This window comes from Aquisediminimonas profunda, assembly GCF_019443285.1.
GTDB classification, from domain to species: Bacteria; Pseudomonadota; Alphaproteobacteria; order Sphingomonadales; family Sphingomonadaceae; genus Aquisediminimonas; species Aquisediminimonas profunda.
Genome location: NZ_CP080327.1, coordinates 106718 through 120876, shown reverse-complemented (window position 1 = coordinate 120876; position 14159 = coordinate 106718). Strand labels below are relative to the sequence as shown.

The 14159-nt window shown below is 57.7% G+C and carries 12 protein-coding genes; 7 read left to right on the top strand and 5 right to left on the bottom strand.

Annotation, left to right across the window (positions count from 1 at the left end; all coding sequences use genetic code 11):
- Nucleotides 1-253: 253 nt before the first annotated feature.
- From K0O24_RS16690 to K0O24_RS00585, 4 genes are all read left to right on the top strand, one after another.
- A complete protein-coding gene (locus K0O24_RS16690; RefSeq protein WP_246611070.1) occupies nt 254-1927 on the top strand; it encodes a PEPxxWA-CTERM sorting domain-containing protein in 1674 nt (557 codons plus the stop codon).
- Between the two features lie 97 nt (nt 1928-2024).
- Complete coding sequence (locus tag K0O24_RS00595) at nt 2025-2417, top strand: hypothetical protein (RefSeq protein WP_219893922.1); 393 nt, start codon at nt 2025-2027, stop codon at nt 2415-2417.
- A 75-nt stretch (nt 2418-2492) separates the two neighbouring features.
- Entirely contained in the window at nt 2493-2873 is a 381-nt protein-coding gene (locus K0O24_RS00590) for a cupin domain-containing protein (RefSeq protein ID WP_219893921.1), read from the top strand.
- Between the two features lie 171 nt (nt 2874-3044).
- Nucleotides 3045-3380 carry a hypothetical protein gene (locus K0O24_RS00585; protein WP_219893920.1) on the top strand — a complete coding sequence of 112 codons (336 nt, stop codon included), beginning with the start codon at nt 3045-3047 and terminating at the stop codon, nt 3378-3380.
- A 76-nt stretch (nt 3381-3456) separates the two neighbouring features.
- On the opposite strand, the gene K0O24_RS00580 is transcribed toward K0O24_RS00585, so the two are convergent.
- The 3 genes from K0O24_RS00580 to K0O24_RS00570 form a co-directional block, all read right to left on the bottom strand.
- Complete coding sequence (locus K0O24_RS00580; protein ID WP_219893919.1) at nt 3457-3927, bottom strand: hypothetical protein; 471 nt, start codon at nt 3925-3927, stop codon at nt 3457-3459.
- Nucleotides 3928-3982: 55 nt separating this feature from the next.
- Nucleotides 3983-4387 (bottom strand): SpoIIAA family protein, encoded by a 405-nt coding sequence (locus tag K0O24_RS00575; protein WP_219893918.1) that lies wholly within the window; start codon nt 4385-4387, stop codon nt 3983-3985.
- Nucleotides 4388-4623: 236 nt separating this feature from the next.
- The gene (locus K0O24_RS00570; RefSeq protein ID WP_246611069.1) at nt 4624-5244 is read right to left on the bottom strand and encodes a thermonuclease family protein; all 621 of its coding nucleotides are present in this window, start codon (nt 5242-5244) and stop codon (nt 4624-4626) included.
- A gap of 144 nt (nt 5245-5388) precedes the next feature.
- Between K0O24_RS00570 and glmS the strand changes: the two genes are divergently transcribed.
- The gene (gene glmS, locus K0O24_RS00565) at nt 5389-7212 is read left to right on the top strand and encodes a glutamine--fructose-6-phosphate transaminase (isomerizing) (protein ID WP_219895395.1); all 1824 of its coding nucleotides are present in this window, start codon (nt 5389-5391) and stop codon (nt 7210-7212) included.
- A gap of 110 nt (nt 7213-7322) precedes the next feature.
- On the opposite strand, the gene K0O24_RS00560 is transcribed toward glmS, so the two are convergent.
- The gene (locus K0O24_RS00560) at nt 7323-8339 is read right to left on the bottom strand and encodes an aldo/keto reductase (protein ID WP_219893917.1); all 1017 of its coding nucleotides are present in this window, start codon (nt 8337-8339) and stop codon (nt 7323-7325) included.
- A gap of 137 nt (nt 8340-8476) precedes the next feature.
- Between K0O24_RS00560 and K0O24_RS00555 the strand changes: the two genes are divergently transcribed.
- A complete protein-coding gene (locus K0O24_RS00555) occupies nt 8477-10048 on the top strand; it encodes an MFS transporter (protein WP_219893916.1) in 1572 nt (523 codons plus the stop codon).
- A 28-nt stretch (nt 10049-10076) separates the two neighbouring features.
- Nucleotides 10077-11111, top strand: a complete 1035-nt coding sequence (locus K0O24_RS00550; RefSeq protein ID WP_219893915.1) for an alanine racemase — start codon at nt 10077-10079, stop codon at nt 11109-11111.
- Nucleotides 11112-11169: 58 nt separating this feature from the next.
- On the opposite strand, the gene K0O24_RS00545 is transcribed toward K0O24_RS00550, so the two are convergent.
- Nucleotides 11170-14151 carry a TonB-dependent receptor domain-containing protein gene (locus K0O24_RS00545; protein WP_219893914.1) on the bottom strand — a complete coding sequence of 994 codons (2982 nt, stop codon included), beginning with the start codon at nt 14149-14151 and terminating at the stop codon, nt 11170-11172.
- Nucleotides 14152-14159 lie beyond the last annotated feature (8 nt).

The following is a 14159-nucleotide window of genomic DNA, read 5'->3' as shown; positions in this document are numbered from 1 at the left end:
GTTTCTTCTGGCATGCCAAAAGGCGCAATCCCAAAGCCTTTGCGCCGTTCTGGAACGGCTTTCTGCCCTTTGTCCCAGAACGGGAAAATAATTGACGAAATAATGTTGCGCTTCGTTGATCGTTAAGACAATCTTAACCAACACGAGAGTCGCACCAAAGTCTGAGATCGAAGTCCGGGCGTAGAAATACGTTTTCCGGGAGGGGGCAGTTTTTGGTTAAGCTCTGGTGGAACAATCACGGCAGGGGGTAAGCATGAAGTTGTCAAAGTCACTTCCACTGATTGCCTTGTGCGCGATGGCCTATGCGCCAACAGCGGCAAGTGCAGCACCAACCATCAAGTCATATTTTGAATTCAAACAGCCCAAGATGATCACCATTCCAGGTGATGTTTCTCTTGATACCAACGGCGAATCGGCTCCGGTGAGCAATGTTTCTTCAAATTTCACCTTGGGGTTTGAAGGAATCAGTCAGTATGACGGCGCTTCTTTTGGGCGCAATTTCATTCCGCCAGACACAATGGGTGCCGTTGGTCGCACGCAATATTTTGAAACGAGCAATGGCGCCTATGCCGTGTTCGACAAATATACTGGCCAAAGACTTTCGCTGACCTCTGACGTTGCCTTCTGGGCGGCTGCTGGCCAGACGGGATCGAATGGCGATTCACGCGTGATGTACAATGCAGCGGCAAGCCGCTGGATCGCTGTTTCATTCGGGGCCAACACCAAGGACCTCCAGATCGCGATTTCCGATACGGACGACGCGCTCGGTGGGTGGAAGTCAGTCAAGTTTGAAGGCTATGCCGGTTTCGGATTTGGCGCGACTGCCGACTATCCGACACTCGCACTTGATGGCAACGCTGTCTACATCGGTACGAACAACTTCGCGCCAGCGTCAGCGGGTGGCAGCAACAGCTTCCGCGGCACGACGCTCAATGTCATTCCGTTGGACAGCCTTTTCGGCGCCAGTGCCCCAACGGTCACCGGCATCAAGCAGTTCACCACCGATTTCCCGGGCACGTTCGAGGATCGCGGTTTTGCGCTGCAGGGCGTGAACAGCACATCGGGCGGGTCTACGGGCAAGGTGCTTGCGGCGTCATTGTTCAACTATGATTCGCTTGGCTTCACCGTGAACAACCTGAATTCGACCGATGCGTCGGGCGCAACACTTGGTGCGGTCAACTATCTCGGTCAGGCCGCTTTCCAGAGCCCCGGACCAGGCCGTCAGCCCAGCGTCGCGATTGCCGCCAACCAGCGCATCATTTCAACGCTGGACGAACGGATCAGCAGCAGCGTCTATGAAGTCAACGGACGGATCTACATGGTCAACACCGTGGATGATCTGACAGATGGGCTTGATGAATCGCGCGTTCGCTATACCGTTCTGGATGCAAACACCTTTGCGATCCTCGACGAAGGCAACATTGGCGAAGCGGGCTATGACTATTATCAAGGCTCGATCGCAGTGAATGAATTCGGCGAAGTCGCGATTGGCTACAATCGCTCGGGTCTCGATCCGACGACCGGCAAGATTTCATTCATGGCCCAGCTTTTCCGCACAATGTCGGATGGCAAGCTGCAGTCGATGGGCGATCAAATGCTGCTCAAGGAAAGCCTGGTCGACGATTACCACAATGGCAGCCTCTTCGGTCAGCCAGCCGCCGGCCGCCAGCGTTGGGGCGACTACAGCCAAGTCTCGGTCGATCCGTCGAATGCCCACAATTTCTATCTGATCGGCCAGTTTGCCCGCGAATATAACAACGCGGCGGGCGGCCATCCAGGCGGAACGGGTGGATCGCGTTGGGGTACGTTCATTGCGGTCCTGACAACGCCTGTGCCCGAACCGCAGACCTGGGCCATGATGGTCTTCGGCTTCGGCTTTATGGGTTATGCGATGCGTCGGCGCCGTTACTCAGCGTCCTTCGCGTGAGACTTTGCTCCTGAGGGAACACTTGAAAGGGGAGCGGCAACGCTCCCCTTTTTTGTTTTTTCCAGACACAATCCGGGCCAGAATAGGAAATGATGCCATGTCCCTGCCGAAACGCTCGCTCCTCGCGCTGGTTGCCATGACCTTGTCGGGCGCTACTCACCCGCCATTGACAGGAGAATGGGGTGGCGATCGGGCCCGGCTTATTCTGTCGGCGACCGGCGGCACACTTGAGCGCGATTGCGGATCGGGGACGATCAAGGGCCCGCTGCGCCTTGATGCGCACCACGGTTTCAAGGCCAAAGGTACGTTTGAAACCTACGCGCCGGGGCCGACGCCCGCTGATGCTCCGCCGCGGCTTCAGCCGACCTTGTATAGCGGCACGGTGAACGGTGACGCCATGATGCTGACGGTCAAGGTCAAAGGAACGGCAGAACCGATGACGCTCCATCTCGTGCGCGGCAAACGGATCAAGGTCATTCGCTGCTTCTAGCCCTTGCAGGCAAACCTTGGAATTGCGCGTTGCATCCGTTAATCTGCACAGGCGCAAAAAGGGCGGAAAGCAGCCATGAAATTCGCAAAGATCACCTATTGGCTTGCGGCAATTTACGGCATCCTTGTGCTGTTGCCGGGGTTTTTTCTCGAAGGCGAATTCAACCGCACCTCGCCGCCCGACCTCACTCACCCTGAATTCTATTATGGATTCTATGGGTCTGCGCTGGTCTGGCAATTGGCCTTCATCCTGATCGCCCGGGACCCTGTGCGCTATCGCCCGCTGATGCTGGTGAGCGTGCTGGAAAAGGCGGGTTTCCTGATCGCATGCCTCTGGCTCTGGTCGGCTGGCCGGCTCGGGATGATCGGCCCCTTTTACGGCAGCTTGATCGACGGAATGTGGATGGTGCTGTTCGCGATAGCCTGGATTCGCACGCCATTGAGCGAAAGGTCATAGCAAGATAATCGTCCCGCGTTCTGGGTTATCGGGACTCTCATTCCTCGCTCCTAAACCCTTGAATTCGCCAGATTCGATACGACTTGCAATTTCGAATTAACCATATAGTTTCCTTTGCAGGGGGTGGGGACCTCCTGACCGCAAGGTCGAAAAAAATTGGAGGGGAAAATCATGAATAAGGTCTATGCCGTTGCGCGCGTGGTTGCCTTGCTTTTGGCAATCGCTGCCGCTTTTGTTGCCATTCCAAATCTGAACGTCGCTGCTGCGCTGGTCATACTTGGAATTATTGTAGGAATTGGTGCGCCAACCGACGACAGCATGCGGGTCATGCTGGCCGTGCTAGTTCTGCCTGCGATTGGCGTAGCCCTTGGCAACGTTCCGCAGATCGGAGAACAACTGGGCGCGATTGCCACAAATCTGGGATTGCATATTGCCGGTGTGGCAGCGACCTTGGTTGTCCGCCGTATCATTGCCTTGCTCAAGGGCGATTGGGCACCAGCGTCCTGATACTGAAACGACCAACTGACCGGGGGCTGCGTCATTGGCGCAGCCTCTGATCGTCTATTGTTCGAGGACAATTCCGCTAGTTTTCCACCTCTTTGTCAGGTTCAGGCGTTGCGACTGCCGGCGCGACTTGAGGGTTGATCAACGGCTCGATTTCATTGGGGGGTGCGTCGCTCTTTGTCGCCTTGCCGGTCGGGACCGCTGCCGCCTGGCCGGTTTCCGCGTCACCCAGGACCCAGACCACCTTCTTGTGGGGCGGCAGGATCTGTTTGGATCCGAAAAAGCGGCCCAGGGTGCCGTCCTGCCAGAGCAGGAATACAATTGTCGCGGCGAATGTCATTGCAGAAAGAGCAAGAATTTTCAGGGTCGGGCCAAGCCAGGACGGGCTTGTCGAAAACTCGGTTCGCCAGCTGCCTATGCCGGACGGATCACGACCGATCGTTTGCTCCAGCTCGTCCATATACCAGCGGTGCTGTGACTCGACTGTGTCCGGAGTCGTCGTGCGTCGCGCAGCCGCCTGCAGGCGCTTGATGGGGTCAGATTCTGCCACAATGGCAGGACTATGCAGGGAGTCCCGCTAAGAAACGGTTAGCGACGGGAAACAGTCACGCAAAGTCCAGGTGCGGCTCGACGGCTGAATCGTCCTGAGGGTCACCGAACTTCGTCCAGCGCCGGGCTTCCTCGATTTCGCCGAGGCTGTAGGTGCGGATGTCAGCCGGGTAGAGGGGCGCAAAAAGACGCGTGAGCGGACCGACCCAACCATTATCCGAAACAACGGACGCCCGGCGCAGGAAGCGCTGATGACTCAGGTGAAACACAAGATCCTTCCACCAGACTTCGGGTGTGACCATGCCCAGATCGAGCACAATTTCCATGACGTCGATCTTTTTGTGGGTTTCAAGCAGCATATCCACGGCTTCAACGGCCTTTTCGAAATCCGCCTTTTCGATCCGTCCATCGACGGTCAGTTCAAGATAACCTGAATCACGATCTGCTTCGACGTTGAGCATGGCAAACACCTTTTCGCTTTCTGCTTTGAAAAAAGCACGGCCCCGAATTTCCGTCTTTGATTTGAGTCAATGAATTGAGCCGCGTGGTGGTTCAGAAAATCCACTCAATCTGGAGCAGAAACCATGACAAATCCTCTGATGCAACCCGCAGTTCTGGTCGTCGCCGGGGCGATGATCGCATTCATGATCGGCCTGATGGTCGTCTCGATCGAAGACATGGTGCGCGGGCGTCAGGACTAGCACCAGCCCGTACGCGGGCCTCCTTGGTAGGTTCGCGCTAGGCCTTCGCTAACAAGAATGTCTCCCAGCGAGCGTCCTTGCCGGACAAGGATGCGCAACTTGCGGCCATAGCGGTCCTCGTCGCGGCCGATCTGCTCAAGCGTTATCGGCCCCGCGTTGAGGAGCTGCTGCAGCCGCAGCGTCGCGCGATTGCCTAGATCGGCTTCTGCAGCGCACCGGGGCGGATGTGTCTCAGGCGCGTCGATATCGGCTACCCTGATTTTCACGCCGTCCATCCAGATCGTGTCGCCGTCGACCACGCAGTTGGTCCCGCCCCCGATATGGCAAAGACCGAAAACCGTCACACCCTGCGTCGACGCAACCTGATCGAAATTGTCGGCTGTCGTCTCTCGCGTCGAAACAGGCGCGGGACGGCCTGTATCCATATCGGCAACCACCCATTTTTGCGGAGATGTCGCCGCAACAGCACGGCCCCCAATCCGGCGATCGTTTCCATCATGTGGCGCCCAGATCAGCAGGGCAAAGCCGATGCATAGGCCGGCCAGAATGCCGCAGAGCACCGTCCCTGCCCATTCGGCCTTGCCAATCGGCAACCCGAACCCACGCCATACTGGCATCCGTCTCCTGCGCTTGCCCATGGGCAAGACCTAGGATGCTCTCCGCAAAGAAAGGGTTAAGCAGGCCTGCTATCGGCCAAAGGGGCTTCCCTCGCGACTGCGCTTGGGCCAATGGGGCGTATCGCGTTTATCCGGGAGTTTCCCATGTGTGGCATTATCGGGATTGTCGGCAAGGACGCCGTTGCACAACGTCTGGTGGATGGTCTGAGGCGGCTCGAATATCGCGGCTATGATTCAGCGGGCATCTGCACGGTCACGAACGGCCAGTTCGGGCGCCGGCGGGCCGAAGGCAAGCTCAACAATCTCGCCGCGAAGCTGGCTGCCGAGCCGCTAGAAGGCATTGTCGGGATTGCCCACACGCGCTGGGCCACGCACGGAGCGCCGACGGAGGACAACGCCCATCCGCACATCGTTGGTGATGTCACGATTGTCCACAATGGCATTATCGAGAATTTCAAGCCGCTTCGTGATGAACTGATCGCACAAGGGCGGACCTTCCTTTCGGAGACTGATACCGAAGTGGTCGCGCATCTGGTCGATCGCGAAATGCAGACTGCGGCATCGCCTCAGGAAGCCGTCGCGGCTGTGCTGCCCCGCCTGCACGGTGCTTTTGCGCTGGCAATCATGTTTCGCGAGCATCCCGATCTCATCATTGGCGCGCGCCTGGGCGCCCCGCTGACTGTCGGTTATGGCGACGGAGAGAATTACCTTGGTTCGGATGCGCTGGCGCTCGCGCCGCTGACGCAGCGGATTGCCTATCTCGAAGAAGGCGATTGGGTCGTGGTCGGTCGCGACAAAGTCGACATCTATGATCGGACCAACACGCCCGTCACGCGACCCATTGTTGTGTCAGGGGCGTCAGGCGCCCTGATCGACAAGGGTAACCATCGCCATTTCATGCAGAAGGAAATCTACGAACAGCCTGTGGTCGTGGCGGACACCCTGCAGAGCTATATCCGTCCGCTGGAAATGCAGGTGGCGATGCCGCAGATGGATTTCGACCTGTCGGAAGTCGAGCGCGTCGTCATCGTCGCCTGCGGCACGGCCTCCTATGTCGGGATGATCGGAAAATACTGGATCGAGCAAATGGCGCGGCTGCCGGTCGACGTCGATGTCGCATCGGAATTTCGCTATCGCGATCCGGTCCTCACCGGGAAAGTACTGGGCGTTGTCGTTTCCCAATCTGGGGAAACTGCAGATACGCTCGCCGCACTCCGCCACATGAAGGCCAATGGTGTGACGACGGCGGGGATCATCAACGTGCCGACCAGTTCCATGGCGCGCGAAGTGGACCTTCTGCTCCCCACCCATGCGGGACCGGAAATCGGTGTTGCCTCAACCAAGGCCTTCACCTGCCAGCTTGCGGTGATGGCAGCACTTTCTGTCAACCTTGCACGCGCGAAGGGCAAGATGACAGCGGAACAGGAGCGCGAGATTGTCGGCCATCTGAAGGAAGCACCCGCGGCCATGAATGCCGCGCTCTCGCATGACGACGAAATCCAGAAAATGGCGCACACGATCGCGGAAGCGCGAGACGTGCTCTATCTCGGGCGTGGGCCGGACTATCCGATGGCGCTGGAAGGCGCGCTGAAGCTCAAGGAAATCAGCTATATTCACGCGGAAGGCTATGCCTCGGGCGAAATGAAGCACGGGCCGATCGCGCTGATTGATGACAAGGTGCCGCTCATCGTCCTCGCGCCCGCCGGACCCCTGTTCGACAAGACCGTCAGCAACATGCAGGAGGCGATGGCGCGCGGCGCGCAGGTGGTGCTCATCTCCGATGCCGAAGGGCTTGCGCTCGCAGGGTCAGACGCCAAGGCAACGATCGAGATGCCGGCCGTTCACCCACTGATTGCGCCGCTCGTCTACGCCGTTCCCATTCAGCTTCTTGCCTATCACGTTGCCTGTGCCAAGGGCACTGACGTCGATCAGCCCAGGAATCTCGCCAAATCCGTCACTGTGGAGTGAGGCTCAATGGAAACCGTCGAAACAGCACTTGAAGTCCTGATTGTCCTTGGACTTGTCATCATGGCCATCGGCTTCGTCGTGATGCGGAATCAGAAGAAGAAATAGCGCCCTCACCCCATCGGGTAGAGGATCTCCTTCGTGACCTTGTGGATGGCTTTCATGACATCGTCGGGAAGGACAAGGTCTGCTGCGGCAAAAATCTCTGCGCATTGTTCGACTGTTGTGACGCCGACAATCGTCGACGCAACGAAATCATGCTGTTTCGACCAGGCGACAGCGAGAGTTACGGGAGACATGCCCGCCTCCTTCGCGATCTCCATGATCCGCGCTGTCGATTCAAGCGCCCGCGGCCCTGCAAAGCGCTGCGCCATGGTCGCCTGCCGGCCACCCATGTCGAGATAGGCGGAAAAGCGTGCGCCGGCCGGGCGCTTGCCATCCTGGTATTTGCCTGACAGGACGCCGCCGCCGATCGGCGAATAGGGGATGAGGCTCACCCCTTCCTGGCGGCAGACCTGTGCCAGTTCGTCCTCGAAGCGGCGGTTGTTGATACTGAAATTGTTCTGGATCGTCTGGTATCGCGCGGCGCCAACGCGTTCGGACGCCTGGATCGATTTCATCAGCCCCCAGCTTGTTTCATTCGAACAGCCGATGATTCGGACCTTGCCTTCGCGGATCAGCTCGTCGAGCGTTTCCATTGTCTCTTCATAGGGCGTGTCATGATCTGGCCAGTGCGTCTGGTACAGATCGATATAATCGGTCTGGAGCTTGCGCAGGCTGTCTTCGACCGCAACCTTGATATTGTGCCGGTCCAGCGCCGTCATGCCACCACGCTTGGGGCTCTTGAACCAGACATGGCTCGGCCCGGAGACCTTGGTTGCGAGAATGATCGAATCGCGGTTCTTGCCCTTCAGCCAGCGGCCGACAATCTCTTCGGTCACGCCGACATATTTGATATCGGGCGGCACGGGATAACCTTCGGCCGTGTCGAAAAAGTTGATCCCGGCATCAAGGCTCATGTCGAGAACGCGGTGTGCCGTTGCCTCGTCAGCCTGGTTTCCGAACGTCATGGTTCCCATGCAGATATCGGAAACGTAAATGGCACTCTTGCCCAGCCTGCGTGACTTCATCGACATTTATCCTCTTGACCATTTGGGTTGTTTGGCCGGAACACCAGCCACAAGAACCAAGCCAAACATGCTTGTCCCTTCCGCATAACTGCCGGTAAGGGCGTGTCAACGATACAAAAGATAGGAACTGTTCAAAAATGAGTGATACGGGCGAGGTGGATATCAAGCGCGACCGGCTGGTCATCACTGCCTCTGCGCTCGGAACGATCTTTGAATGGTATGATTTCTTCGTTTACGGTATTTTGGGCGCGCTGATCGGCAAGCTGTTTTTCCCGTCGGACAATCCGACCGCCGCAACGCTTGCCAGCCTTGCCGTGTTCGGCGCGGGCTTTGGCGTTCGGCCACTGGGCGCGATCCTGTTCGGCTATTTTGGCGACCGGATCGGGCGCAAATATACCTTTCTCGTGACCATCACCTTGATGGGCGGGGCAACGGCAGCCATTGGTCTCCTGCCGACCTTTGCGACTGCAGGCGTCTGGGCAGCTGCGCTGCTTCTGCTGCTTCGATGTCTTCAGGGTCTCGCGCTTGGCGGCGAATATGGCGGGGCTGCGATCTACGTCGCTGAACACGCGCCCAAGAACAAGCGCGGCCAGTACACTAGCTGGATCCAGGCGTCAGTTGGCGGTGGCTTCCTGCTTGCGGTGGTCGTCGTGCTGGCAACGCGGACATCGATGAGCACCGAGGAGTTCGAGGCCTGGGGGTGGCGCGTGCCGTTTCTGCTCTCCATCCTGCTGCTCGCCATATCGCTCTACATCCGGCTCAAACTCTCGGAAAGCCCGGTTTTCAAGGCGATGAAGGAAGCGGGGACGACCTCCAAGAACCCGTTTGTCGACAGCTTGCGCTATCCCGGCAACATCAAGCGCATCATGGTTGCGATGTTCGGGGTCGCAGCCGGGCTGACGGTGATTTATTACACGTCGCAATTCTACACGCTCTATTTCCTGACCGGCACAGCACGCGTGCCCGAAACTGACGCCCTGCTCTATATGGCTGTCGGCGCGCTGATCGCAGTACCGCTCTACGTAGCCTTTGGCTGGGTCTCCGATACGGTCGGACGCAAGCGCATCCTCTTGACCGGCTATGCACTGTCGATGCTGCTGACGTTCCCGCTCTTTTATATGATGGCAGACGCCGCCAATCCGGCGCTCTCGCAGGCAACCAAAACCAGCCCGGTTACTTTGGTGGCGCCAGACTGCGAGTTCAACGTGTTCGCGGCCAAACACGAGACCGAATGCGCGAAAGCGCTCAACTTCCTGTCGAAGCGCGGCATCAGCTATGCCAAGGAAGACGGTTCCGCAGTGGCGCTCAAAGTCGGGTCTGCTGAGGTGACTGGTTTCGACGAAAAGGCCTATGTCGCAACGCTTGAGGCGGCTGGTTATCCGGACAAGTCCGATCCGGATGCGCGCAATCCGCTGCTTATCATCCTTGCCGTGGCGTCGTTGGTTGCACTGTCGGCAATGACATACGGGCAGGTTGCGGCGATCCTGGTGGAAATGTTCCCCGCCAAGATCCGCTATACCTCCATGTCGATTCCCTACCACATCGGTACGGGCTACTTCGGCGGTTTCCTGCCGCTGATCTCGCAATATATTGTCGTGAAGACCGGGGGTGCGTTCAACGGTCTATGGTATGGCGTTGGCGTGACCGCCATGGCCTTTGTCGTCAGCGCGATCTGGCTTGAAGAGAACAGGCACAAGGAACTCGACTGATCGCGCGTCTGCCACTATCGCGCGCGGGATGACCCGCACTGCACCCCTTCGCCTTGCGCTCGATGGCGCGGCGCTTGTTGCCAATTGGCGCTGGCTTGCAGCGCAAAGCGGCAAGGCCGCCTGTGGTGCCGCGATCAAGGCGAACGGTTACGGCCTTGGCGCGCGGCCCGTTCTGGAGAGGTTGGCCGCTGCCGGATGCCGCGACTTTTTCGTGACCACATGGGATGAGGTGCGCGCGCTTGGCGCGTTGCCGGACGGCATTTCGCTCTCGGTCCTCCATGGGGTGCGCGATGTGGACATGGCGGAAGCCCGGACTTCACGCGCGCGGCCCACGCTCAACACCGTCGAACAGGTGAAGCGATGGAAACAGGCCGGGGGAGGCCTGTGTGACGTCATGGTCGATACCGGCATGAACCGTTTGGGCCTTGCGGCGAAGGACGTATTGGATGGCCTGCTCGACGGGCTCAGCATCGACACGCTGTTGAGCCACCTTGCCTCGGCGGATGAAGATGTGCCACAGAATGAGCGGCAGCGGGCGGCCTTTGCAGCACTTGCCGGACGGACCAGTGCCAGGCGGATGAGCCTGGCCAATTCGGCTGGCATCTGCCTTGGGCCCGACTATCATTTCGATCTGACGCGGCCCGGCCTTGCACTTTATGGCGGCATTCCGCGCGGGGAGGCAGTCGGGCATATCATGCAGGTGGCGCACCCACAGGCGCAGGTTATCCAGCGCCGTCGCATCCGGGCAGGGGACAGCGTGGGCTACAATGCAACCTTCACGGCTGACCGCGACATGGAACTCGCGATCCTCAACATTGGCTATGCCGATGGATATTTGCGGGGCTTTTCCAACCGGGGCAGCGCGGGTGGTGGTCGCTTTCCGGTGGTTGGGCGCGTCTCGATGGACTTGCTTGCGATTTGCGTAGATGCCGAACCCGACCTTGGCGAAGGGGATTGGGTGACGCTTGACTATGCCTTGGCTGAAGCGACGGCCCAATCCGGTATTGCGCCCTATGAATTGCTGACCGCGCTGGGCGCGCGCTTCAAGCGGATATGGGGATAGAAAAAGGGCCGCCCCGAAGGACGGCCCTAAGGTAAGTATTATCTTAGGTTGCGCTGCTTCAGAATTTGAATTTTGCACCGGCGCGGAATGCTCGGCCGACAATTCCCGTTCCGCCCTGCACCGCATTATAGTTGTTGGCTCCATAAGTAACGGGGTCGATCGGAGGCAGTCGGTCAAAAAGGTTCTGGACATTCACGTAAAAGTCAAAATGATCGTTCACCTTTACGTCCGTGTTCAGATCCAGCGTGAAGTAGGATTTCACATTGCAGGGTGTGAACCCATTTGATTGGCCGCAATCGCCTGCCACGTCTCCTTGGTCTTCGGCAGAGAGGTTATAGCCATCGAAATAGTTCCCGCTCGCAGTGACAGAAAACGCATTATATTCGACTGTGACTTCGCCACTTGCTCTCCAGCGGGGCGTGCCCGTACCTGCGGTCAGGTTGAAGTTTCCGAGCGTGCCAGCATAGTGTTCAGTGTGGCCATCAGGGAATTTTGTGTTCAGCTTTTCAATACGGCTCGCTTCTCCGGAAACTGTCAGCTTAATGCCGTTATCGAACTCGAAATTGCCGGTTGCCGAAAAGTCGAACCCTTCAGACACAATCGTATTCGCATTGATGAAGCCCGACTGGACGAACGCGATGCGCGGAAGTGCGTTCGGGAAATTGGGATCAGGCGAATCGGCAATAACTGTAAATCCCGGCGGAATTGGGCGTCCGGCATAATAGGCCGCAACGGCGGGCGTCGTGTCTGCAGCAGTGATCGCTCTTGTTTTGCGGATGTTGTAATAGTCGAACGTAAGTGTGACGTTCTTGATAGGCTCAAAAACAATGCCGCCGGTAAAGCTGCGAGACTTTTCGGGCTTGAGGTTGGGGGTGCCAATCTGCGTGAGTCCGAGCGAATATGCAGTGATATAGGTTGGGCACACGCCAGTTGGTCCATTATTACAGTTGGCGCCATATTGATTGAGGAAATTGTTTGGCAGATTGGCGCGAGATTGGGTTACAAACCCAGTGGTTGGCAGCGCGTTTGACTCGGCAAAGCTCGGTATTCTGAAGCCCTTTGAATACGTACCGCGTATCGCTAACTGCTTGATCGGCGTGAATTTCAATCCCGCCTTGGGCGAAAACGAATGCTGTCCACTTGAATAGCTGTCATAGCGACCGGACAGGTTTGCCTCTAGATTGTCAAGAATTGGCGCACCAATTTCAGCAAAAGCAGATTTGACTGTCCTGTGGCCTTTTGTACCGAAAGCATTGAGGCGGAAGTACCGCTGCGTGGGACCATTGAAGTCATCATTGGCGCTTGGCGCGTCAATGGCTTCGTAGCGAATGCTCCCTCCTACGCCGAGCTGGACTTTGCCACCGGGTAATTCGAACAGGGGCTTTCCAAGAATAACTTGAGCCTGATAGAGATCGGATGTCGAATTCGTGACGTTCCGTGGAGCAAGAAAGTCATTCTGGGCTTTGGTGTTCAGAAATGGATTGACGAAGTTGTAGCTTCCGTCCGCAACGACATCGAGCAGATGTTGGATATAGACATAGCCCTCGGAAATCCTCCGTAGGTCATTATGCATAACAACCCCATCTACTTGATAGCTGCCGTCACCCAGAAAGCTGCCATTGATTCCTGCAGCAGCGCGATAGACCCGACTGCGGGTTTCGTTGAATTCGAAGATGTTGGGCAAGCGGCCCACCAAACGGGCGACCTGCCCCTGTGCCGCGAAGGGGTTGTTGGGATTGAGCCTGCCGTTGGCAGCAGTGCAAGGAGCGGTGGTGCCTCGAGGGCAGACAAATACGGGCAGCGTCAGATTGCTTGCGCCGGAATTGTTCTGGAAAACGGGGAAAAGAATCCCGGCCGGTGCGCGGGCCCTGATCGTAGCCGGATTGCCATCATAGCTTGAAGTGGTTTGCTGGAAGTTGACGGTAAAATAGGCCTCTGCAGTGTCGCCGACTTTTGCTGTCGCGCGAACAGTACCCCCCAGCCGCTCGATTTCGGGGGAAATGACCCCGAATTCCTTTGTATTGTCCTGTTGGCAGAGCGTTGTCGGGACGGCGCCATTGTTGCTGCCTGCGAGCTCAGCTGCAGTCGGGCTGTAGGCAGTCCCCCGAATACAGCCTAATGCAGGGTTGAGCATCTGGTTGCGACCTTGTGGTGTCGTGTTTGTGGCGTCGAAGGGGCGAACGAACAACGTGCTTGCCGTCGTTCCAAATCCAAGGTTTGGAAACGCGCCATTGGCATCGAAGCCGTTGATCACGTTGTTGGGGCCGCAAACTCCATTAAAGCAGAGGCCGCGCTGATCGTCGGAGTTATAGGGATAGGGGCGATCGCTGTTTCGCAGCTGCGAACCGTGGAGATAGAATCCACTGATATATGCGTTGAACCCCTTTTCATCGAGGTCACCAATGCCTGCCGTTAGGCTAATTCTCTGGTTTCCTGCGTCCCCGCGGGAGGATGTACCAGCTTCAACGCGTCCGCCAATTCCAGTGAAGGAGCGCTTCGTGATGATGTTTACCACGCCGGCGATCGCATCAGCGCCATAGCTCGAAGATGCCCCATCGCGCAGAACTTCGACGCGCTCGATCACGTCATCAGGAATGGTATTCAGATCGACGAAGTTGCGGGTGCCATCGTCGGCGAGCGGATAATTTGCGGCCCGCAAGCCATCGAAAAGAACCAGGGTGGAGGACGTAGTCAATCCGCGCAGAGACACTGCTGAAGCCCCTGCTGCGAACGCGCCGTTCGCTGTAAACGAATTCGTAATTGCCGGACCGTTGTTGGAAGTGAGCAACTGGAGCGCATCCTGAACAGTGTTGACTCCGCGCTTATCGATATCTTCTGCCGTCACAATTGTGATCGGGGACGGTGTCTCGGTATCCGTGCGGCGCAGAATTGTTCCAGTGACGATAATCTCGTCACCATCCGCTTCGGCAGCACCCTTGGTCGCCTGTGGTGCGGCGTCTTGCGACCAGGCGGGCTGGGCGAGGAGGAAGAGACTGGACGAAGCTAGGGCGGAGGCCAGCAGGAAACGACTTTTTTGCATTACTTTAT

Coding starts and splice junctions, on each gene's coding strand:
- K0O24_RS00550 (WP_219893915.1), top strand. CDS start 10,077: ATGACCCGCACTGCACCCCTTCGCCTTGCGCTCGATGGCGCGGCGCTT.
- K0O24_RS00545 (WP_219893914.1), bottom strand. CDS start 14,151: ATGCAAAAAAGTCGTTTCCTGCTGGCCTCCGCCCTAGCTTCGTCCAGT.
- K0O24_RS00560 (WP_219893917.1), bottom strand. CDS start 8,339: ATGAAGTCACGCAGGCTGGGCAAGAGTGCCATTTACGTTTCCGATATC.
- K0O24_RS00590 (WP_219893921.1), top strand. CDS start 2,493: ATGAAATTCGCAAAGATCACCTATTGGCTTGCGGCAATTTACGGCATC.
- glmS (WP_219895395.1), top strand. CDS start 5,389: ATGTGTGGCATTATCGGGATTGTCGGCAAGGACGCCGTTGCACAACGT.
- K0O24_RS16690 (WP_246611070.1), top strand. CDS start 254: ATGAAGTTGTCAAAGTCACTTCCACTGATTGCCTTGTGCGCGATGGCC.
- K0O24_RS00585 (WP_219893920.1), top strand. CDS start 3,045: ATGAATAAGGTCTATGCCGTTGCGCGCGTGGTTGCCTTGCTTTTGGCA.
- K0O24_RS00570 (WP_246611069.1), bottom strand. CDS start 5,244: ATGCCAGTATGGCGTGGGTTCGGGTTGCCGATTGGCAAGGCCGAATGG.
- K0O24_RS00575 (WP_219893918.1), bottom strand. CDS start 4,387: ATGCTCAACGTCGAAGCAGATCGTGATTCAGGTTATCTTGAACTGACC.
- K0O24_RS00595 (WP_219893922.1), top strand. CDS start 2,025: ATGTCCCTGCCGAAACGCTCGCTCCTCGCGCTGGTTGCCATGACCTTG.
- K0O24_RS00555 (WP_219893916.1), top strand. CDS start 8,477: ATGAGTGATACGGGCGAGGTGGATATCAAGCGCGACCGGCTGGTCATC.